The organism is Shinella curvata (assembly GCF_022899935.1).
In the GTDB taxonomy this organism is placed as follows: domain Bacteria; phylum Pseudomonadota; class Alphaproteobacteria; order Rhizobiales; family Rhizobiaceae; genus Shinella; species Shinella curvata.
Map to the genome: position 1 here is coordinate 122,730 of NZ_JALJCJ010000004.1, position 21,492 is coordinate 144,221.

15 protein-coding genes are annotated in these 21,492 nt (G+C 62.3%); 6 read left to right on the top strand and 9 right to left on the bottom strand.

The window, feature by feature from the left end; genetic code table 11:
• Window positions 1–33: 33 nt before the first annotated feature.
• Together MUU55_RS15605 and MUU55_RS15610 are read right to left on the bottom strand one after the other, a co-directional pair.
• The gene (locus MUU55_RS15605; protein WP_244761680.1) at window positions 34–858 is read right to left on the bottom strand and encodes a transporter substrate-binding domain-containing protein; all 825 of its coding nucleotides are present in this window, start codon (window positions 856–858) and stop codon (window positions 34–36) included.
• 159 nt (window positions 859–1,017) lie between these two features.
• Entirely contained in the window at window positions 1,018–1,335 is a 318-nt protein-coding gene (locus tag MUU55_RS15610) for an ArsR/SmtB family transcription factor (protein ID WP_244761681.1), read from the bottom strand.
• 79 nt (window positions 1,336–1,414) lie between these two features.
• On the opposite strand from MUU55_RS15610, the gene MUU55_RS15615 reads away from it, so the two are divergent.
• Window positions 1,415–1,765: a putative quinol monooxygenase gene (locus MUU55_RS15615; protein ID WP_244761682.1), complete on the top strand. Its 351-nt coding sequence runs from the start codon at window positions 1,415–1,417 to the stop codon at window positions 1,763–1,765.
• 53 nt (window positions 1,766–1,818) lie between these two features.
• Here MUU55_RS15615 and MUU55_RS15620 read toward each other — a convergent pair whose 3' ends face one another.
• A complete protein-coding gene (locus MUU55_RS15620; protein WP_244761683.1) occupies window positions 1,819–2,826 on the bottom strand; it encodes an iron ABC transporter substrate-binding protein in 1,008 nt (335 codons plus the stop codon).
• Window positions 2,827–3,102: 276 nt separating this feature from the next.
• On the opposite strand from MUU55_RS15620, the gene MUU55_RS15625 reads away from it, so the two are divergent.
• The 5 genes from MUU55_RS15625 (at window position 3,103) to MUU55_RS29120 (ending at window position 15,788) form a co-directional block, all read left to right on the top strand.
• A complete protein-coding gene (locus tag MUU55_RS15625; protein WP_244762151.1) occupies window positions 3,103–4,626 on the top strand; it encodes an ABC transporter permease in 1,524 nt (507 codons plus the stop codon).
• Entirely contained in the window at window positions 4,623–5,654 is a 1,032-nt protein-coding gene (locus MUU55_RS15630; RefSeq protein WP_244761684.1) for an ABC transporter ATP-binding protein, read from the top strand. The genes MUU55_RS15625 and MUU55_RS15630 overlap by 4 nt, the downstream gene beginning before the upstream one ends.
• A 10-nt stretch (window positions 5,655–5,664) precedes the next feature.
• A complete protein-coding gene (gene dapB / locus MUU55_RS15635; RefSeq protein WP_244761685.1) occupies window positions 5,665–6,438 on the top strand; it encodes a 4-hydroxy-tetrahydrodipicolinate reductase in 774 nt (257 codons plus the stop codon).
• Window positions 6,439–6,758: 320 nt separating this feature from the next.
• On the top strand, window positions 6,759–7,433 hold the full coding sequence (locus tag MUU55_RS15640; RefSeq protein WP_244761686.1) for a spermine/spermidine synthase domain-containing protein: 675 nt from the start codon (window positions 6,759–6,761) through the stop codon (window positions 7,431–7,433).
• Window positions 7,434–7,742: 309 nt separating this feature from the next.
• Entirely contained in the window at window positions 7,743–15,788 is an 8,046-nt protein-coding gene (locus MUU55_RS29120) for a cadherin domain-containing protein (protein ID WP_280518984.1), read from the top strand.
• A 55-nt stretch (window positions 15,789–15,843) separates the two neighbouring features.
• On the opposite strand, the gene doeB is transcribed toward MUU55_RS29120, so the two are convergent.
• The 6 genes from doeB to ehuD are packed head-to-tail and all read right to left on the bottom strand — an operon-like array spanning window position 15,844 to window position 21,490.
• On the bottom strand, window positions 15,844–16,839 hold the full coding sequence (gene doeB, locus MUU55_RS15660) for a N(2)-acetyl-L-2,4-diaminobutanoate deacetylase DoeB (protein ID WP_244761687.1): 996 nt from the start codon (window positions 16,837–16,839) through the stop codon (window positions 15,844–15,846).
• Window positions 16,840–16,842: 3 nt separating this feature from the next.
• The gene (gene doeA / locus MUU55_RS15665; protein WP_244761688.1) at window positions 16,843–18,024 is read right to left on the bottom strand and encodes an ectoine hydrolase DoeA; all 1,182 of its coding nucleotides are present in this window, start codon (window positions 18,022–18,024) and stop codon (window positions 16,843–16,845) included.
• A 34-nt stretch (window positions 18,025–18,058) separates the two neighbouring features.
• Window positions 18,059–19,051, bottom strand: coding sequence for an ectoine utilization protein EutC (eutC, locus tag MUU55_RS15670; protein WP_244761689.1), 993 nt, complete (start codon window positions 19,049–19,051; stop codon window positions 18,059–18,061).
• A complete protein-coding gene (gene eutB / locus MUU55_RS15675) occupies window positions 19,048–20,049 on the bottom strand; it encodes a hydroxyectoine utilization dehydratase EutB (protein WP_244761690.1) in 1,002 nt (333 codons plus the stop codon). Before eutB ends, eutC begins: the two co-directional genes overlap by 4 nt.
• Window positions 20,046–20,828: an ectoine utilization protein EutA gene (gene eutA / locus MUU55_RS15680; protein ID WP_244761691.1), complete on the bottom strand. Its 783-nt coding sequence runs from the start codon at window positions 20,826–20,828 to the stop codon at window positions 20,046–20,048. The genes eutB and eutA overlap by 4 nt, the downstream gene beginning before the upstream one ends.
• A complete protein-coding gene (gene ehuD / locus MUU55_RS15685) occupies window positions 20,828–21,490 on the bottom strand; it encodes an ectoine/hydroxyectoine ABC transporter permease subunit EhuD (RefSeq protein WP_244761692.1) in 663 nt (220 codons plus the stop codon). The genes eutA and ehuD overlap by 1 nt, the downstream gene beginning before the upstream one ends.
• Window positions 21,491–21,492: the final 2 nt, after the last annotated feature.

Below are 21,492 nucleotides of genomic sequence, written 5' to 3' on the forward strand. Positions count from 1 at the left end.
CCGGTCGATGTCCGCAAGGTAGGAAGACCAACGTCAGAATGCATATCGGGTGATATCGACCTTGAACCACTTCTGCGAAATTCTTTCGAGCGTGCCGTCGTCCTTGAGTTCTGTGATAACCCGCTTCACTTCGGCGTCCCATTCCGGGTCGCCCTTGTCGGTGACGACGGCGTTGGGCTCGGCAAAGAGCGGTTCGCCCGCGAGCTTGAGTTTGCCCGTCGCATCGATCTGGCCCTGCGCCGTGCCGAGCGAGGCGACGATGGCATCAAGGCGCACACCGGCGCCGAGCGCAAGATTCTGGAAGTTGACCGTCTCATCGTTCGGTACCGACTGTACGGCGCCGAACGGGAAGGCAATCGCCGCCTGCCCGGGAATCGTGAAACTCTTGTTGACATAGGCCTCATAGGACGAGCCCGTGCCGACACCGACCTTCTTGCCCGTCAGGTCGGCCGCGGACCTGATCGCCTGCTCGTCCTTGTTCACGACGAGGACCGCGGGAACGCTGTAGTAGTTCACCGGGAAATTGACGACCTTCGCCCGCTCTTCCGTCGGAGTGGACGAGGTGATCGCGACATCCCAGCGCCCAGCCCAGCGGCCGCTGATGATCGTTTCCCAGCCGGGCGTCTCGAGCTTCAGCTTCACGCCGAGCTTTTCGGCAAACGCCTTGGCCACATCGATGTCGAAGCCGTCAAGTTGGTTCTTGTCGTTGATATAGGCAAAGGGCGGATAGTCGTTGACGACGGCGTTGACCACTTCGCCCTTCTGCTTGACGCGATCAAATACCTCGCCGGCGTGGGCGGCAGTGGCGATGGCGGAAAGTCCAAACGCGAGAATGGTGTTTTTGAGCAGTTTCGACATGATAGCCTCCAGCTGTGTCCGATAACGGAGCTTAGCGGGGCGCATCTGCTCAAAGTAGATAATTAATTCTATAATATTTGTGTAATTTGACTTTGCATGCGAAACCGTGGCGTTTTCTGCCAATCGCATTCTGTGGCAGCCCGATTGCCCGACATCAATTCAAGGCGCTGGCGTCTCCGCTGCCACGAGATCAAGCAGGCCGGGCAGACGCCTGTCGAGATCGTCGCGCCTGAGCGTTGCCGCACGGCTATTGCCTCGGTCGATCTGCCGGATGAGCCCCGACTCGCGGAGAATGCGGAAATGGTGCGTCAGCGTCGCCTTGCTGACCGGCAGTCCGAAAGACGCGCAGGTCCTCTCCGTTCCGATAGGAGCCCGTGCCAGTTCCATGACGACGCGCCGCCGCAGGGGATCCGCCAATGCGGACAGGACGGCACCGAGCGTAATCTCGTGCTCTGCGGGATGCCCTTCATGATCCATGCGAATACCTCAAGGTACGGATTGTATCATACCTTCTGTGGTGTTAGGTATGGCGCAATTCATACCAAAAGGAGACGCCATGTCGAGCCCTGCCTTCACTCTTCCCGAACCGGACACAGACGAGGCCGGCCCCTATGCGCTGACCGGGCAGGCGCGTGCCAAGGCCGGAAAAGCAGAAGCGTTGGAGGCTGCATTGATCGCTCTGGTCGAGCCGACGCGCAGGGAAGAGGGCGTTTTGCAATACCACGTGCATCGCGACCGTGCCGATGCGGATCTCTTTGTGTTCTACGAGGTATGGGCGAGCATCGCGCATCTGGAAGCACATCTCTTGCAACCCTACGTGCAGGATTTCCTGGCGCAGCGTCACACCCTGCTGGCTGGCGACATGGATGTCCGCTGGTTGCGGATGGCGAGCCCCTATCAGGCGTGAGACTGCGCCTCAAACACACACTGCGCGGCCCTGAAGCCGCGCAGTTCCCAACTTTAGAGCAGTCCGGCAGCCGTCATCAGTTCGACGACCGTCTTGCTGTCGAGCGTGGAGGCTTCGACCTTCGGAGCGCCCAGATCCTTGAGCGGAACGAGCTTTGGGTTGGCATCGCCGGCGATCGCGTATTCGAACGAGGTGCCGTCACGCAGGATCGCCTGGCCGGCCTTTCCGGTGATCCACTTCAGGAAGGTTTGCGCCTCCTTCTGATGCGTGCTGGTCTTCAGGATACCGGCGCCGGAAATGCTGACGAAGGCGCCAGGATCCTGGTGCTTGAAATAGTGCAGCGCGACGTTCCCGCTGTTTTCACCGGTCTTCGCCTGATCGCCGAACCAGTAGTAGTGATAGATTAGCGCGCCCTCGATCTCGCCGGCATTGACCGCCTTCATGGCAATGCTGTTGCCCTTGTAAGGCGTCGCGTTCTCCTTCATCGCCGTCAGCCATGCCGTCGTCGCCTCCTTGCCCTTGAGCTGGAGCAGCGCGCCGACGATCGCCTGGAAATCGGCGCCGTTGGGCGACGCGCCCCAGCGGCCCTTCCAGGCGGGTTCGGCAAGATCGAGCATCGACTTCGGCAAGGCGTCCTCGGTGAGCCTGGTCTTGTCATAGGCAAAGACCGTCGAGCGCGCGGCGATGCCCGTCCACATGCCATCGGCTGGGCGATAGTCTGCCGGCACCTGATCGAGCGTTTCCTTGTCGACGGGCGCAAAGCGCCCGGCCGCATCGAGCAGCGCCATGGCCGGCGAATTCTCCGTCAGGAAGACATCGGCCGGCGTCAGATCACCCTCCTGCAGGATGAGGTTGGCGAACTCCATGTCGCTGCCCTTGCGGACCACGACATTGATGCGGGTCTCCTTGGTGAACGCCTCGATCCACGCCTTGCCGAGCCCCTCGTGCTGGGCGTTGTAGATGACAAGCTCGCCCGCGTCCTGCGCTCTGGCGCCGGATGCCAGCGACGCCAAAGCGGCAAGCGACACGGCTGCGAATGTCAATCGGATCGACGGGATCATGTGTTCTCCTTTTGAATCGAAAGGCCATCCACAAAACTGGGCAGGCGAACTCTACTTATAGCGCGGCCACATCCGGCGCCAGTGTCACCACGCCGCAGGCAGGCTGCCCGATTGCGGAAACCATTGCCTTTTACTCAGGAAATCCTTAGGGCAGAAACGGGCCGCCTGTTCATCGCGAAACGCGCGCCCTGTCGTTTTCATGGCATGAAGGCATGGGCCTTGTTGCAGGATAGTACAGCAGAAACCTACGACCGGCCCTGGCCGGTGCGCCAGCGAATGCGCACGTCCTTGCCGCATCTGCCGGTCATCGTGCTCGCTGCGCTCGTCGCACTGTTCAGCCTGGTGCCGCTCGGCTTCATAGCCTGGGTCACCTTCGATGTCGGCTGGGAGACGGTGAAGACGCTCGTGCTGCGCCCGCGCGTCGGCGAACTTCTCCTCAGCACGCTCTATCTGGAACTCCTGACGATCCCGTTGTCGATCGCCGTTGCCGTTGGCATGGCCTGGCTGACCGAGCGCACGGACATACCCGGCGCCCGCCTCTGGGCCTGGCTTGCGATAACGCCGCTCGCCGTGCCGGCCTTCGTGCACAGCTATGCTTGGGTCAGCCTCGTGCCGAGCATGCGCGGCCTCGCCGGGGGCACGTTCGTCGCCGTTCTCGCCTATTATCCCTTCCTCTACCTGCCGGTCGCAGCCGCCCTCCGGCGCCTCGATCCCGCCGTGGAGGATGCCGCCGCCTCGCTCGGCCTTGCACCTGTCGAAGTCTTTTTTCGTGTTGTGCTGCCACAGCTGCGGCTGGCCATCTGCGGCGGCTCGCTTCTCATCGGCCTTCATCTCCTGTCGGAATACGGTCTCTTCGCGATGATCCGCTTCGACACGCTGGCGACCGCCATCGTCGATCAGTTCCAGTCCTCCTACAACAGTCCCGCCGCCAATATGATCGGCGGTGTGCTTGTCGGCTGCTGCCTGTTCCTGCTCGCCCTCGAACTCCTGCTGCGCGGCAATGAGCGTTATGCGCGTGTCGGCGCCGGCGCTGCGCGTCCGGCCGAACGGCGACGGCTTGGCCGCCTGGCCCTGCCTGCCCTCGTCCTGCCGGTGGGGCTCGCTATCCTTACCCTCGGTGTGCCGCTGGTCACGCTTGGTCGCTGGCTCTGGGTGGGCGGCGCCGCGATCTGGGACAGCGAGGTCACCCGTGCGGTGGGTGAAACCCTGCTGCTTGCTATCTCAGGCGGAATTCTCGCAACCATCGTCGCTGTTCCCATGGCGTGGCTTTCGGTGCGCGAACCGGGACGGCTTCAACGTATTCTCGAAGCTTGTCACTACTATGTCGGCTCCCTGCCTGGCGTCGTTGTGGCCTTGGCGCTGGTCTCCATTACGGTGCGCTTCCTGTTGCCACTGTACCAGACTTTCGCGATGCTGCTGGCCGGCTATGTCCTTCTGTTCCTGCCGCGCGCCATGGTGGGCCTGCGTGCCAGCATCGCGCAGGCGCCTGTCGAACTGGAGCGGGCTGCGATGGCACTTGGACGCACACCCGCACAGGCGCTGCGGCAGGTCACGCTAAGGCTCGCCGCGCCGGGAGCGGCCGCCAGCGTCGCCCTGGTCGCGCTGGGGATCACCAATGAGTTGACCGCCACGCTGATGCTGGCGCCGAACGGTGTCGAGACGCTGGCAACGCGCTTCTGGTCGCTGACGAGCGAGATCGACTATGTCGCCGCCGCGCCTTACGCGACCATGATGGTCGTGCTCTCGCTGCCGCTGACCCTTCTTCTCCATGCCCAATCGAAACGGACCATCGGCCAATGACGCTGCTCTCCCTTGACGCCATCAGCAAGCGCTACGGCGAGGTACAGGCGCTCGAGTCCGTCAGCCTCTCGGTCGGCCCTGGTAGCCGCACGGCTGTCGTCGGCCCCTCGGGATCGGGCAAATCGACCCTGCTGCGCATCATCGCCGGCTTCGAATTTCCTGATCGTGGCCGGGTGTCCTGCGATGGAACGCTGCTCGCCGAAGGCCCCGTCGGCGTGCCGGCGCACAAGCGTGGCATCGGCATCGTCTCGCAGGACGGCGCGCTGTTTCCGCATCTGAGCGTTGCCGAAAACATCGCCTTCGGTTTCGAGCGCGGCGTCGCCGACCGCGCGAAACGTGTCGCCGGGCTGCTCGATATGGTGGAGCTTGACGGCACCATGGCGACGCGCCGGCCGCACCAGCTTTCCGGCGGCCAGCAGCAGCGTGTGGCACTTGCCCGCGCGCTTGGCCGTCAGCCGCGCATGATGCTGCTCGACGAACCTTTCTCCGCTCTCGATACGGGCCTGCGCGAATCCATGCGCAAGGCCGTCGCGCGGGTCCTGCAAAATGCCGGCATCACCGCCATTCTCGTCACGCACGACCAGACGGAGGCGCTTTCCTTCGCCGACCAGGTGGCCGTATTGCGTGACGGTAGGCTGGTTCAGGCCGGTTCGCCGCAGGCTCTCTACCGGCAGCCCCGCGATCGGGAGACCGCGCTTTTTCTCGGCGATGCAGTCCTGCTGCCGGCCATCGTAAACGGTGGCTTTGCCGATTGCGCCTTGGGACGCGTTGCTATCGATGGCGACCATGCCGGCAAGGCGGAAATCATGCTGCGACCGGAGCAGATCAACATTGTCACCGACGCGCCGCAAAAAACCAGTGCCCGCGTAATCGACGTGCAGTTCGGCGGCGCCGTCTCGACTGTCGCCCTCGCCCTCCCGGACACCTCCCTGCCGCCCGTTCTGATCCGGACATCCGGCCTCGCCCTTCCCGTGCCGGGCGACATCGTCCATCTCGCCGTTGCCGGCCCTGCCCATGTGCTTGCCTAGGGAAAACGACATGACGCTTCCGATCAAAGTTGCCGTCGCAGGGTCGCGTGGCCGGATGGGCCAGACGATCGTCGCCGTGCTGCAATCTGACGAGGCGGTCGACTATATCGGCGGTATTGGCCGTCCCGGCCAGGTTGATGCCGACTTTATCGATATCGAAACCGCCGTCGAAACCGCCGATGTGATCATCGATTTTTCGACGGCAGCGTCAGCAGCCACGCTTGCCGAACGCTGCGCCCGTCGAGGCGGTCCGGCGCTGGTCATCGGCGCAACGGGCTTCGATCGCGGCGAGGAGGACAGGATTGCGGCCGCCGCCCGCCAAATTCCCATCCTGCGATCGGGTAATTTCTCCATCGGTCTCAACATGCTGACAGGGCTCGTTTCGCAGCTATCGGGAATCCTTCCGGCTGAAACATGGGATATCGAGATCGTTGAAGCCCATCACCGCCGAAAGGTCGATGCCCCCTCGGGAACCGCGCTCATGATCGGAGAAGCGGCGGCGCTCGGTCGCGCGGTTCCGCTCGAAACAGTGGAACGCCGAGGCCGGGACGGGCTGACGGGCGTGCGGCCGCAAGGCGAAATCGGCTTTTCGGCCGTCCGCGGGGGCGGTATCGTGGGAGAGCACAGTGTGATTTTCGCCTCCGAGGAAGAAGTGATCACGATTTCCCACGCGGCGCTGGGAAGGGACATGTTCGCGCGCGGCGCATTGGCGGCTACCCGCTGGATCGTCGGCAAACCATCGGGCGAATATACGATGTCGGATGTTCTCAATTCCGATCAATGAATCGCAGGCGGCGGGCGTGTCGCTCGCGATGGTCTTCGCGTTTTCGCGTGCAAGGCTTCCAGCGCATCGGCTTCGCCGCCTCCCATATCGATACGAAAAACTTCCGTCTGCGCCGCAAGTCCTCTTCAGATCCATGGTAAGCTGGAAGCCCTCGTGGCGTGTAGGAATTTCTGCCAATCTCTGTCGATGGGGGCTTTGCGTGATGGTCTGGAGTACGCTTGCCGCCGATCGGTGATCGTTGCCGCGGCTCGATGACAATCTGATATCTTCGGTCCGACTGCCATGCTACGAGGCGCTGAATAACGCCGTGAGACACCCCGATGCTTCCTTGGATTCAGCTTGATCGTGCAACCATTCCCGGTGATGGCGGCGAACTGCGCCTGAAACAGCGCGGTAGCGAATTCTCCATCATGCTCGGTGCCACAGAGCTTATGAACAGCAGGCTGAGCGGCTCGGAAGAAACGCTCGCGACGCTAGGCTGCGCGCATATTGCTGGTCGGAAAGGCGCCAGAATGTTGATCGGCGGGCTCGGCATGGGGTTCACATTGCGGGCGGCGTTGGCCGCCCTCCCCGATGACGTCTCCGTCGTCGTCGCCGAACTCGTTCCTGCCGTCGTCGATTGGGCGCGCGGACCGATGGCCGACCTGCATGCGGGAACACTCGACGACCCGCGCGTCACAATCCATGTCGGCGATGTCGGCGCTCTTATCCGCTCGAAGGCGGCCGCCTTCGATGCCATTCTCCTCGATGTCGACAACGGCCCGGATGGTCTGACGCGCGCGTCCAACGACAACCTGTACAGCCACAATGGCCTTCGTGCCGCCCAGACAGCCCTGCGCCCCAACGGCGTGCTTGCGGTCTGGTCGTCGGCGCCCGACAGCCATTTCACACGCCGGTTGCGCGATGTCGGTTTTGTGGTCGAGGAGGTGAGTGCGCGCGCCAGCACCAAGCAGCGCGGCGCACGCCATGTCATATGGATGGCAACCAAGCGCTAGCACCCGAACGGCGATCCTGTTGGTGAAGGCGCCTGTGGGCCTCCAGCAAGATGAAGGCAGGGCAAGCTCGACAATGGAGGCCCTCGCGTCGTAGTCGGAGAGAAACGGGGCAACCGCTGCGACATACAGAATTCGATGGACCAAGTTGAAAGAGGCTTGGCGGGCGGTTTCATATTCTGATGGCCCACTATCAGAATTTCTATAGTTAATGATATTTTAATATACGGCTTGCGTCAGCGCAGCCGATAGCTCATGGATTCTTCAGTCAGCTGGGAGCTGCGAAAAAATAGCGCAGGGCGGGGGAAGAACATGGCCGAGATCGAGCAGGCGAAGATTGATGCGCTGAAGGACGGGCTGAACCAGGCTCTCGCCAAGATCGAGCAGGCCATGGCCACTCAGGTCTACGCCGAAAAGCTGCCTCTGGTCGGGGCCGGGCTGAAATCGGCCTATGAACAGGGCCAGGCCTGGATGAAGAGCATCACGGCGTTGAAAGACAGCGTGTTTGCCGCACTCGATGCCATAGACACTGCTGGCGAACGACTCGACACGGTCGTGGCGAGCGCCATCAACAACGCGTTGGCCAATAGCGGCTTTATCGGCAGCGGCATTTCCGCGACGGTAGACAACGGTGACGTGCTGCTCAGCTTGTCAACGAACAAGTTCATCAGTGGCAGCATATCCCTTGCCTCCGATCTCGGCATTGCGGGTCTTGGCGTCGAAACGAGCGGCACGGCGACAGCCACGTTGGGTTACGCCATCAATCTCTCCGTCGGCGTCGATGCGAACGGCTTCTACGTCATGACTGGACAGGCCAACGAAATCCAGGCGTCGCTGACGGTCAGCGGCTCGGCTATCAATGCGGTCGCAGAGCTCGGTTTTCTCAATTTCAATGCGACAGATGCGGGCTCCTATGTGTCGGCGATGTTTGCCATCGACCTGAAAGACAGCGACGGCAGGATCCGGCTGACTGAACTCGACAACGATCTGCTTGACGCGACGCTGAATGGCAGCAGCCATATCGAGGTTGCTCTCTCGGCCGATGGGGGAAGCGAACTACTGCCGAGCATATCGGCGACACTGGTGGTCGACTGGGCTTTCGATGTCGGCACTGCCATCAATCCAGACGACGACAACAGCGGCTTTGGCATGGTCCCCCAGGTGAAGGTGAAGGAGATCCATATGGACCTCGGCAGCTTCATGACGGACTTCGTGCAGCCTGCCCTGCAGCAGCTCGAACCCATCCTGAAACCGATCAACCAAGTGCTCGCTGTCCTCAACTCCGAGGTCAAGGCTCTCAAGTCGATTCCAGAGTGGCAGACGCTTTTCGACAAGACCGGCGACGGCAAGGTCACCTTCGTCGACCTGATCAAGCTCGCCAGCCCCGGCGCCGACCTCACCCCGCTGACGAAGTTCATCGACCTTGCCCAGAAGGTCCTCGACTGGGCGGAATTCCTCGCCGACGCCGATTTCGGGGCGGACTCCTATACGATCGGCGATTTCATCATCAACGGCGACGTCCGTGCCCTCAATTTCCAGATCGGTTCGGCAAGCACCACATTCGGCGGTTTCGTCGATGATCTCGGCACGCTCGTCGGCGCCTTGCAGGGCGACAGCTGGAGTGACACGTCTTCCGGCGGCGACACCGGCAAGGAAATATTCGAGGCGATCATCGAGGGCGGCGACTTCTCGGTGCCGATCCTCACGGATCCGACCCAGATCATCAAGCTCATCCTTGGCGGCAATGCCGACCTGATGGAGATCGACCTGCCGGAGGTCGATTTCTCGTTCACCAACACCAACATGCTGACATTCTCGATCTTCCCGGGAATCAACGTGAAGCTCGGCGGGGGCGTGGGCCTCGGATTCGACCTCGCCTTCGGCTACGACACGCGCGGCCTGCTGGGCACCGGCTCGGCTATCGACGGCTTTTACATCATCGACGGTGCCGGCCCTGAAGTCACCTTTTCAGCCTCGATAACGCTCGGCGTCGCCCTCGACGCCTTCATCGCCAGCCTGTACGGCGGTGGAGACATCACCGGCACGGTGGATTTCGATCTCGCCGACGACGTGGGTTCGACGGTGGGCCGCATCTATGTCGATGAGATGGCGGCGCTGCTGTCCAGCAATCCGTTCCAGATCTTCGAAACATCCGGCAAGATCACTGCCGGTTTCACGGCCTATGCCACCGTCTTCTGGGGCGAGGTCTGGCGGCATACCTCGCCGCGCGTCACGCTCGGCTCCTTCTCCTTCGACGACCCGCGCACGGACGATGCGACAACGCCGGCCGTACTGCCGGATCTGGGCGAGAAGGTCGGCGCCGACTTGATGGTCAATATCGGCGACCGGGCGTCGCTGCGTGCGGTTCCCGACAAGACCGACGGGGCTGAAAGCATCGAGATCGGCGCCGGCTCCGGCGGCGTCACCATCTTCGGGTTCGGCGAGCAGCAGTCGTTTTCGGGCATTACCCGGATCATCGCGGCCGGCGGTCTGCTCGGCGACCAGATCGTCATGGGCGACGACGTCAGCGGTATCAGGGCGGAGTTCTCTGGCGGTGCCGGTGAGGATGTTCTGGTCGGCGGCGCGATGGGTGATCGTCTCGACGGCGGCAGCGAGCGTGACTACCTCGAAGGCAACGGTGGCGAAGACGAACTGATCGGCGGGGCCGGCGACGATATCCTTGTCGGTGGTGCCGGCGGCGACACGATCGACGGCGGGGCGGACAACGATATCGTTTCCTACTTCAATTCGAGCGCGGCAGTCGTCATCAACCTGGCGACCGGCATCAATACCGGCGGCGACGCCGCCGGCGACACGATTTCCAACGTCGAGATCATCGAAGGATCAAGCCACGGCGATACGATCACCGGGGCCGGCGTTGCCCATACGCTGGCGGGTCTCGGCGGCAGTGACGTTCTGACCGGTACCGACGGTAACGACGTGCTGATCGGCAACGCCGGCAACGACACACTCGACGGCCTCGGCGGCCAGGATATTCTGATCGGCGGGCTCGGCGACGACATATACTATGTCGATGACCTCGACGACGCCGTGCAGGAAAACCGGATGCAGGAAATCGCCGTCAATGTCAGCGGCGGCACCGACCTGATCTATGCCAGCATCGACTATACGCTGGATGTCGCCGACCGGCAGGATATCGAGAACCTCACCCTTCTCGGCCTGGCGCGCATCGGCACCGGCAACGGTCTCGCCAACCTCATGACGGGCACAAGCGACGGCGACACGCTCAACGGGCTCGGCGGTATCGATGAACTGCATGGCGGCGGCGGTGCCGATACGCTCAACGGCGGCGACCAGATAGACACGCTTTTCGGCGAGGCCGGAGACGACATCCTCGACGGTGGCAGCGGCGCCGACGACTTGCGCGGTGGCGCCGACAACGACACCTATCGCGTCGACGACGCCGGCGACACCGTCGTCGAGTTGGAAGACGAGGGCGCCGACACCGTTCGGGCGTCCGTCAACTATGTGCTGACGGCCGGCGCACATGTGGAAGTGCTTGCCACGTCGGACGACAACGGCACGACGACCCGCGATCTGACCGGCAATGAACTCAGCCAGCTCCTGACCGGTGACAAGGGCAACAATACGCTGGAGGGGCGCGGCGGTGCCGATATCTTCGTCGGTGGTGCGGGCACTGACACCGTCACTTATCGCAGTTCCGCGGTGGGCGTTACGATCGACCGGGGCGTGACGTCCCAGGTCGGGGGAGAGGCCGAGGGCGACATCATCGGTTCCGATGTCGAAATCATCGAGGGATCGACAAAGAACGACGTGTTCCACGGAACGACCCAGGCAGATCATTTCCGCGGCCTTGCCGGCGACGATACGTTCTTTGGCAACGGCGGCATCGACACAATGGTCGGTGGCGCCGGCGATGACACCTATCACGTCGATTCCTTGAGCGACATCGTCGATGAAAGCTCCGCATCCGGCGGCGCCGGCCGCGACAGGATCATTTCATCGATCAATTACTCCCTCGTCGGCAATGAGGCGGTCGAGGATCTCTCGCTGAGCGGCTCGGCCCGCATCGGCACCGGTAACGGGCAAGCCAATCGCATCGAGGGAACGAGCGGCGGCGACACGCTGGACGGCAGGCAGGGCAGCGACACGCTCGTCGGCAAGGGCGGCAGCGATCATTACTGGTTCGACAGCGCAGGCGATCAGGTCGAAGAACTGGCGAACGAAGGCACCGACACCATCCACCTCGCCACGACGGATTTCGTCACGCCGACCCAGCAGGATCCGGATCCGCTTTTAACGTTCTCGCTCGACACCTCATGGGGTGCCAATGTCGAGAACGTCACGGTCGAGGACAATGTCCGGCGGATCAACATCACCGGCAACGGCCTGGCCAACACGCTGATTGGTAATGATCGGAACAATACGTTGGCCGGCCTCGGCGGCAACGACCGGCTGGTCGTCGGCAACGGTCGCGATATTGTCGACGGCGGCAGCGGGGCCGATACGCTGGTGCTCGACTGGTCGGGTATCGGTGACAGTATGGAGGTGTTCGGTCTCTCCGAGGCTTCCGACGGCACCGGCTATGGCGGCAATATCTACCGCACTTACTATGGGGACAATTCCAGCCTGAACCGCCTCGACTTCGCCGGCATAGACCATTTCGACATGACCCTCGGCTCGGGCGGCGACATCATCCGTACGGGAGACGGCAACGACCGGGTGATCGGCAATTCCGGTAGCGATTACATCAATACCGGCAAGGGCGTCGACGTCGTCGATGGCGGCAACGAGGCTGATGGCACGACAGGCAGCGACCGCTGGGAAGCGGACAAGTCCGCCGCGACGCTGGCGATGACCATCAACCTCACGGCTTCTTCGTCCAGCTATGTCATCGGCGGCCTCACCGGTACGGTCACCCGTATCGAGGCCCTGACCCTGAAGACGGGATCCGGCAGCGACGTGATCACCACTCGCCGGGACTTCCTCCAGGATGTGGTCACCACCGGTGCCGGTGCCGACACGATCAAGATCGCCGGCGGTCGGGACACAATCGACATGGGCGCCGGCGACGACAAGCTGATCCTTGACTGGTCGAACATCGGCGACAGTATGGAAGTGTTCAATCTCGCCAAGGCTTCCGACGGCACCGGCTATACCGGCAACATCTACCGCACTTACTACGGTGACAATTCCAGCCTGAACCGTCTCGACTTCGCCGGCATAGACCATTTTGACATGACCCTCGGCTCGGGCGGCGACATCATCCGTACGGGAGACGGCAACGATCGCGTGATCGGCAATGCCGGCAACGATTACATCAATACCGGCAAGGGCGTCGACGTCGTCGATGGCGGCAACGAGGCTGACGGCACCGCAGGCAGCGACCGCTGGGAAGCGGACAAGTCCGCCGCAACGCTGGCGATGACCATCAACCTGACGGCGTCGTCATCCAGCTATGTCATCGGCGGCCTGACGGGCTCGGTCACACGTATCGAGGCCCTGACCCTGAAGACCGGGTCCGGCAGCGACGTGCTCACCACCCGCTCGGACTTCCTTGAAGATGTGCTCGAAACCAATGACGGCAACGACACGGTGAAAATAGCCGGCGGCCGCGACAATGTCAGCATGGGCAAGGGCATCGACACGCTGATCATCAACTGGTCGGCCATCACCGAAAGCATGGAACTCTTCAACCTGTCGAAGGCGGGCGACGGCACCGGCTACAGCGGCAATATCTACCGTACCTACTATGGTGATAATTCCGGCTTGAACCGCGCCGATTTCTCCGGCGTCGACAAGTTTGACATCACCTTTGGCTCCGGCGACGACATCATCCGCACAGGCGACGGCGACGACAAGGTTTCCAGCGGCGCCGGCAACGACTTCATCGACACGGATACCGGTGCCGACATCGTCATCGGCGGCACAGGAAACGACCGCTGGAAGGCGATCCAGTCCGCGATGACGAGCGGTTTCACGCTCGATCTGACCGACACCACAAAGACAGCGGCCTACACGGTGGGCGGGCGGACAGGGTCCGTCACCGGTATCGAGATGCTGACGCTGACAACCGGTTCCGGCGATGACGTGATCACCACACGCAGCCAGTTCTTCGAAGACCAGATCACAACCGGCCTCGGCAACGACCGCATCAAGATCGTGGGTGGACGCGACACGGTGGATGCCGGCGGCGGGTCCGATACACTGGTGCTGGATTGGGGCAGCATCACCGAGAACATGGAGATCTTCAATCTCTCGAAGACGGCCGGCCTGGGCTATGGCGGCAATATCTTCCGGACATATTATGGCGACAGTTCCTCGCTCAATCGGCTCGATTTCGCTGGCATCGACCATTTCGACCTGACGTTTGGTTCCGGCAGCGACATCATCCGCACCGGCGACGGCAACGACCGGGTGATCGGCAAGGCCGGCAACGACTATATCAACACCGGTGCCGGCGCCGATATCGTGGATGGCGGCAGCGAAACGAACGGATCGGCGGGCCAGGACCGCTGGGAAGCGGACAAGTCTGCCGCGACCGTGGCAATGGCGATCAATCTCAACGCGTCGTCCTCCACCTATGTCATCGGCGGCCTCACGGGCTCCATCACGCGCATCGAGGCCCTGACGTTGAAAACGGGCTCCGGCAGCGACACGATCACCACCCGCAGGGAATTCCTCGAGGATAGCCTCACGACCGGGAACGGCAATGATACCGTCAAGATTGCCGGCGGTCGCGACAATATCGACATGGGTGCCGGTACGGATACACTGGTCATCGACTGGTCGAATATTTCCGACAGCATGGAAGTGTTCAATCTGGCCAAGGCGACCGGCGGGGCAGGCTACAGCGGCAACATCTTCCGCACCTATTACGGTGACGCCAGTAACCTCAATCGCGCTGATTTCGCAGGCGTCAATACATTCGACGTCACCTTCGGTGCCGGCAACGACATCATTCGGACAGGTGACGGGGCCGACAGGCTTTCCGGTGGCGCAGGTGACGATAGTCTTTCAGGCGGCGCCGGGGCGGACACGTTCATCTATACCAGCGGCAAGGACACGATCACCGATTTCCAGCTTGGCGTCGACAAGCTGACCGGTTCGGGCTTGGCAGCCGTCAAGTCCGTTGCGCAGCTTCTCACCATGGTCGACAAGACTGATCTGGCGAACACCGTCATCACGCTCTCTGCCGGTAACGTGCTGACGCTCGCCGGCATCGGCTGGAAGACGTTGACGGGTGCGAGCTTCGTCAATACGGCGCCGACGATCACCTCGAATTCAGGCGCCGCGAGCGTAGCGCTCGCAACGGCGGAGAACAGCACAGCGCTGTTGGCGACGGTCAAGGCGACCGACCCGGAAAGCCAGCCGATCACCTATGCGGTGAGCGGTGCCGACGCGGCCTTCTTCTCCATCAATGCGTCGACCGGCGCCCTGAAGTTCAAGGCTGGCGTGAACTTCGAAAAACCGGCAGATGCCAACAAGGACAACGTCTACAGCGTCATCGTCAAGGCTATCGACGGCTTCAGCGCGAGCGACAGCCAGACCTTCAACGTCACCGTTACCAATGCTGCCGATGCGCCGGTCATCACCTCGAACGGTGGTGGATCGTCAGCGACGATCTCGGTCGCCGAAAACAGCACAGTGGTCACGACGGTCGTCGCTAGGGATGATGACGCCGGTGCAAAGCTCACCTATGCCATTTCCGGCACGGATGCGGCGCGGTTTTCGATCGACAAGGCATCCGGCAGGCTCATCTTCAAATCCGCTCCGGACTTCGAGACGCCGACCGACAAGAGCGGAAACAACATCTACGACCTGATCGTATCGGCAACCGACGACAAGGGCCTTGTCGACAAGCAGACGCTTGCGGTGAAGGTGACCGACGTCAAGGGTATCACCTTCAACGGCCTGGCCAGCGGTGAAACCAAATCCGGCACCGTCGAAGCCGATACGCTGAAGGGCAATGGTGGCATCGACCGCCTCAAGGGGCTGGCGGGCAACGACGTTCTGGACGGTGGTGCCGGAAGCGATGTCCTGGAAGGCGGGACAGGCCGCGACACCTTCGTCTTCTCCACCCCCCTCGGGAGCAGCAATGTCGATACGTTGATCTCCTTCAGTGCCGCCGATGACACGATTCAGCTCAACAAGAGCATCTTTTCGGCCATCGCCGGCACGAAGGTCCTCAGCACCGACCAGTTCGTCGCGAATATTCAGGGTGTTGCGACAGATACCAAGGATCGCATCGTCTATGATACGTCGGATGGAAAGCTCTATTACGATGCCGATGGATCACACGCGGGGAAAGCCACGCTCTTCGCCATTCTCGACACGAAGCCCAGCCTCAGTGCGCTCGACTTCGCTCTTCTTTGAGCTTGTATTGAAGACGCGAATGGCGGACCCCATGCCTCGATGGTGACTAGGGACTTCATTCCCCAACGATCGTTGCGAGCACGCTGACGCAGTCCCCGGATTTCACGAGGCCGGGGAAATGGCGTGCAACGAGGATGCCATCCATCCTGGCCGTGATGTCCAGTGGCTGCACCCCCGTACGCCCGACGGGATGGATGCGGGCAACGGCGTCGTCCTTCCTCACGGTATCGCCGAGATCGAAGAGGGGTTCGAGCAAGCCGCCGTCCTCGGCGAAGGAAAAGCAGTTTCCGTCGGGCATGTCGAGCCACGTGGTTTTCTTGCTCTCCACGGGGCCTTTGAAAATGCCCGCGGCCCTCAACATGTTCGCAACTCCGGCCTTGGCGATGCCGGCGCTTCTGGCTGTTGCCGTACCACCGCCGCCCAGTTCGGTGGTGACGAAGACCTTGCCCATTTCTTCGGCGGCCGTGTCGTACATGCCCACCGCGTCGATCTCCAGCATCTTCATCGACCAGGGCGCGCCGAAGGCGCTGACGAGGTCGAAGGCCTTTGCCTCCTGCGCCTTGTCGGGCAGGATATGGGCGGCGCAGAAGGGCAGGAAATCCAGTGTCTTCCCACCGGAATGAAAGTCGAGAACGACATCTGCGAGCGGCAGCAGCGTGCGCTGGAAGTAGTCCGCGATCTTTTGCGTGACCGTTCCATCCGGGGCGCCCGGAAAACTGCGGTTCATATTGCCCCTGTCAATCGGTGACGTGCGGGTGCCGGCAAGAAAGGCCGGATAGTTCATCGCCGGCACGATGATGATGCGGCCGGATACATCCTCCGCCCTCAGCGTACGCGCGAGATCGAAGAGCGCGATCGGCCCCTCATATTCGTCGCCGTGGTTGCCGCCGGTGAGAAGGGCCGTCGGCCCCTCCCCGTTTTTCACCACTGTCACCGGGATCGTCACCGAACCCCAGGCGGAATCGTCCCGGCTGTAGGGCAGGCGCAAAAAGCCGTGCTGCACGCCCTCGGCCGAAAAATCGACCGTCGGGCTGATGGGAGAGGCACGCATCGCTCAATCCTTCACAAGAAGCTTGCGCGGCACATCGGCAAGGCACTCGACGCCGGTTTGCGTGATCAGAATGCTTTCCGTCGTCTCGAAACCCATGTCTTCGAGCCAGAGGCCTGTCATGAAGTGGAAGGTCATGCCCGGCTTAAGCTCGCTCCGGTCGCCGGGGCGCAGGCTCATCGTGCGCTCGCCCCAATCCGGCGGATAGGAGACCCCGATGCCGTAGCCCGTACGGTTGTCCTTCACGATTCCGTACTTCTTGAGCACCGCAAAAAAGGCGTTTGCGATGTCTTCGCAGGTATTGCCGGGGCGTGCCTTTTCGAGGCCGGCTTCCATGCCTTCGAGCGTCGCCTTTTCCGCATCGAGAAAGGCCTGTGTCGGCTTGCCGAGGAAGACGGTGCGCGACAGCGGCACATGATAACGATGATAGCAGCCGGCGATCTCAAAGAAGGTGCCCTCGCCGGATTTCATCGGCCGGTCGTCCCATGTCAGGTGGGGCGCGGAGGCCTCCACACCGGAGGGAAGCAGCGGCACGATCGCGGGATAGTCACCACCGATACCATCGACACCGCGCGTCCCGGCATCGTAGATTTCCGCCACGAGATCGCATTTGCGCATGCCGACCTCGATCGTGTCGAAGATGCGCTCGTGCATCTTTTCGACGATCCTTGCGGCATTGCGCATATATTTGATTTCCGTCTCGCTCTTGACTGCACGCTGCCAGTTGACGAGCGCGGTGGCATCGACGAAGCGGGCATTCGGCAGGTGTTTGACGAGGGAGGCAAAGGCTGCGGCGGAGAACCAGTAATTGTCCATCTCGACGCCGATCCTCAGCTTGTCGAGACCCCGCTCCGAAAGCTTCGCCGAAAGATAGTCCATCGGGTGACGCTCGGTGGACTGCACATAGTGGTCGGGATAACCGATAATGTTCTCGTGTTTCAGGTAGGCGGTGAACTTCGCGCCGTTGGCGTCCTGGCCGCGGCCGTACCAGATCGGCTCGCCCGTCGGCGGGACGACGACGCACTGGTGTACGTAGAAGGACCAGCCATCATAGCCCGTCAGCCAGTTCATGTTCGAGGGATCGCTGACGATCAGTACATCGATACCCTTGGCTTCCATGGCTGCCCGCGTTTTTTGCAGACGCGTTTCATACTCCGGAAGTGAGAACTTCAGGTTCGCTTGTTTCATCGGTTTTTCCTCTGTACCCGGCGAAAAGCCGGTCTCAACTCTCGAAGGTCGTGCCGGCGCCCGCTGCTGTCGCCCGAGCGGCAGCAAGCGTTGCGATGGCCGTGTCCTGAATGCCCGTGCCGGTAAGGTCCGCCACGGTGATCTGCTCGGGGCCGCTACGGCCCGTTTTGCGCCCGGCGATGATCTCGCCGAGTTCGGGAAAGGTCGTGCCGTCCGTCACCAGGCCGGCCTCGATGGCATGGTGCAGTTCGCCGAGACGGCGGGTCTGCTTCAGGCTGTCGGCGACATAGAGGCCGGCACCCGTGATGACGGCCGGCTCGATCTCGTTCTTGTGCTCGGCGTCCGAGCCCATGGCGGTGACGTGTTGGCCCGGTTGCAGCCATGCGGCCCTGAGTACCGGCGTTTCCGACGGTGTAGTGGTGACGATGATATCGGCACCATCGACCGCCGCCTTGCCGTCGGCTTCTGCACGTACGGGAAAGCCCAGCGTCACCGTCAACGCCGCCGCGGTCGCCTCGGCCTTGGCCATGTCGCGCGCCCAGATGCGTGCTTCGCGGATGGGGCGGACGAGGCTCAAGGCTTCGAGCTGCAACCGCGCCTGCATGCCCGCGCCGAAGACAGCGGCGATGGAGGCGTCCGGGCGTGAAAGATATCGCGCTGCGACGGCGCCGGCCGCGGCCGTACGCACATCTGTCAGATAGCCGTTATCGAGCAGCACCGCCTGCACGACGCCGGTCTTGGTGGAAAACAGCACCATCAGGCCATTGGTGCTCGGCAAGCCGAGTTTCGGATTGTCGAAGAAGCCGGGGCTGATCTTTATGGCGAAACCGTCGAGACCGGGCACGTAGGCGGTTTTCACGTCCACCTCGGCGCGCTGCTCGGGCATGTCGAGCCGCAGGATCGGTGGCATGACGACGGCCTGGGTGGCAAGCGCATGAAACGCCTTCTCAATGCAGGCGATGGCTTCAAGGTCGAGCGGAACGATGCGCCGCAAGTCCGCTTCGGTCAGTATATTCATCCTCGTCATGCCGCTGCCTCCCGGAACGGATCGGGGTTTTCATTGATGACCCGCAGGTGCTGCGCCATGTCCACGTTGCGACCGGAGAGGACCAAGGCCACAGGCCCATCCAGCCGGCCAACGCGCGCTGAAAGCAACGCCGCGATGCCGACTGCGCCCGCGCCTTCGATCACCTCGCGCTCTTCGCGATAGGCGTGCCGCATGCCCGCCGCGATCTCGGTTTCGGACAGCAGGATCACGTCATCCAGCAGGGCACGGCACATCGCAAAGGTGACGGTATTGTCGAGTCCGATACCGCCGCCAAGGGAATCGGCAAGGCTCTCGACTTCCTCGACCTGCACCGGTCGCCCCGCATCGAGGCTCGCCTTCATCGCCGCGCCACGCTCCATGGTCAGGCCGATGACGCGCGTCTTTGGCGAACGTGCCTTGACCGCCGCAGCGATTCCTGCCGCCAATCCTCCGCCGGAGAGCGGTACGAGCACCGTCGCCACGTCGGGCATCGCCTCGAGAATTTCCAGCCCGAGCGTGCCTTGTCCGGCGACGATGGCACCATCGTCGAAGGGCGGCACCATGACGAGGCCGTTTTCCGTGACCAATCGTTCGACTTCCGCCTGCGCGTCATCCTGTGACTTGCCGACAATGCGGACATTGGCGCCGAGCCTGCGGATTTCCGCCACCTTGTTGTCGGGCACGAGTTTCGACATGCAGATCGTCGCGACGGAGCCTTCGGCCCTGGCGGCATGGGCGAGCGCCCGGCCGTGATTCCCTGTGGAGGCTGCCACGACACCGCGCGCCCGCTTTTCCGGCGGAAGTGAAAGCAGAGCATTCGTGGCTCCCCGCAGCTTGAAGCTGCCGGTCGTCTGGTGGTGTTCGAGCTTGAGGCCGACGGGCACGCCGCAGCGTTGCGCTAGTGCGGCCGAAAGGACGAAAGGCGTGCGCAGAATACGTCCGTCGATGCGGCGGGCCGCACGCTCGATGTCCGGCAATGTGACGGGAAGGTCGGTCATGCTTCAAGGCCCGAATAGGCAAGTGTCATCAGCCGGCCAAGCTCTGGTCGCACAGCCTGATCGCCACACAGACGCAGGCATGCCCAAGCCGTTGCGAGGTTGCTGGTGACGACGGGCTTGCCAATGACGGCTTCGATCTCTGCCGCCACACCCGCTGCCCGTACCGCTGTGCAGGAAATGAACAATGCATCGCTGTCGGGTGCGGTCGCTTCCTTCGCGAACGCAACGATCTCCCGCGGAGAAATCCGTGCCATCTCGCGATCATCCGTCAGGTCAAGGCAGGTGAAACGGGCAATGTCGAAGCCGAGCGCCAGGAAATAATCCGCCATCGGCCTGCTGGTTTCGACCGTGTAGGGCGTGAGGACTGATATGCGTTTTGCGCTGAATGCCTTGAGTGCCGCGACAGCGGCGGCAGTGGGCGTCACGACCGTGGCGGTGGGTTTTGCGGCCTTGACCGCGGCCTTGACCTCGGCATTGCCGATTACAACCGAGGCGGATGTGCAGGAGTACATGACGACATCGAGCGGCTCGTCCGGCAGGATAAGTGCGGCACCGGATGTCAGCGATGGCTGCATCGCACACAGATTTTCAGGCGTCACCGGGTTTGCATAGGGAATGCGGGTCGCGTAGATGCCGATCCGGTCGCTTGCCACCATGCGCTGAAAATCCACTTCCGTTGTATGGTCAGTTGCAAGAATGATCAGGCCGACGCGTTTTTCAACCGGCCGGTCGTCCAGTTCTGGCGCGTGCGAGGCCAGCGTAAGGTCGAGCGTCTGCATCAGCGTTCCTCCACGCGGGCATAACGTTCTTCCAGCCAGCGCAGGAAGACGACGGAGATCAGGCTCATGACCAGGAAGAACACCCCGACCAGCGTCATCGGCTCGATATAACGGTAGCTGCTGTTGGCGACGCTTTTCGCCTGGTTCATCAGTTCCAGCACCGTAATGGCCGAGAGCAAGGGTGTCTCCTTGAACATGGCGATGAGATAGTTGGCGAGCGCGGGGATCATCGGCGGGATCGCCTGCGGCAGGATGACGTGGATCCAAGTCTGTTGGCCGGTAAGGTTCGTCGCCTTGGCAGCTTCCCACTGTCCGCGCGGCACGTTCTCGATGCCGGCGCGGTAGACTTCCGCCGCATAGGTGCCGTAGTGCAGGCCGAGCCCGATGACGCCGGCAAGCAAGGCCGGCAGGCGGATGCCGATATCCGGCAGCACATAGAAGATGAAATAGAGCTGGACCAGCAGCGGCGTGCCACGAATGAACTCAACGACAAAGCCCGTTGCCTTGGCGATCGGCTTGGGCGCGGTCATGCGCAGGATGGCGAAGATAAGGCCGATAACTGCCGCGAGGGCAGCCCCGAACACCGTTGCCAGAATGGTGATCTTCAGCCCGTCGATGAGGGTCGGCATGATCTGCCAGACGAAATTCCAGTCCCATTCCATCG

What these genes read in the sequence shown, in the direction of transcription:
- eutA (WP_244761691.1), bottom strand. Translation starts at nt 20,828, where the DNA reads ATGCAGACGCTCGACCTTACGCTGGCCTCGCACGCGCCAGAACTGGAC.
- MUU55_RS15630 (WP_244761684.1), top strand. Translation starts at nt 4,623, where the DNA reads ATGACGCTGCTCTCCCTTGACGCCATCAGCAAGCGCTACGGCGAGGTA.
- MUU55_RS15625 (WP_244762151.1), top strand. Translation starts at nt 3,103, where the DNA reads ATGCGCACGTCCTTGCCGCATCTGCCGGTCATCGTGCTCGCTGCGCTC.
- doeB (WP_244761687.1), bottom strand. Translation starts at nt 16,839, where the DNA reads ATGCGTGCCTCTCCCATCAGCCCGACGGTCGATTTTTCGGCCGAGGGC.
- eutB (WP_244761690.1), bottom strand. Translation starts at nt 20,049, where the DNA reads ATGACCGACCTTCCCGTCACATTGCCGGACATCGAGCGTGCGGCCCGC.
- dapB (WP_244761685.1), top strand. Translation starts at nt 5,665, where the DNA reads ATGACGCTTCCGATCAAAGTTGCCGTCGCAGGGTCGCGTGGCCGGATG.
- doeA (WP_244761688.1), bottom strand. Translation starts at nt 18,024, where the DNA reads ATGAAACAAGCGAACCTGAAGTTCTCACTTCCGGAGTATGAAACGCGT.
- ehuD (WP_244761692.1), bottom strand. Translation starts at nt 21,490, where the DNA reads ATGGAATGGGACTGGAATTTCGTCTGGCAGATCATGCCGACCCTCATC.
- MUU55_RS15610 (WP_244761681.1), bottom strand. Translation starts at nt 1,335, where the DNA reads ATGGATCATGAAGGGCATCCCGCAGAGCACGAGATTACGCTCGGTGCC.
- MUU55_RS29120 (WP_280518984.1), top strand. Translation starts at nt 7,743, where the DNA reads ATGGCCGAGATCGAGCAGGCGAAGATTGATGCGCTGAAGGACGGGCTG.
- MUU55_RS15605 (WP_244761680.1), bottom strand. Translation starts at nt 858, where the DNA reads ATGTCGAAACTGCTCAAAAACACCATTCTCGCGTTTGGACTTTCCGCC.
- MUU55_RS15640 (WP_244761686.1), top strand. Translation starts at nt 6,759, where the DNA reads ATGCTTCCTTGGATTCAGCTTGATCGTGCAACCATTCCCGGTGATGGC.
- MUU55_RS15615 (WP_244761682.1), top strand. Translation starts at nt 1,415, where the DNA reads ATGTCGAGCCCTGCCTTCACTCTTCCCGAACCGGACACAGACGAGGCC.
- MUU55_RS15620 (WP_244761683.1), bottom strand. Translation starts at nt 2,826, where the DNA reads ATGATCCCGTCGATCCGATTGACATTCGCAGCCGTGTCGCTTGCCGCT.
- eutC (WP_244761689.1), bottom strand. Translation starts at nt 19,051, where the DNA reads ATGACGAGGATGAATATACTGACCGAAGCGGACTTGCGGCGCATCGTT.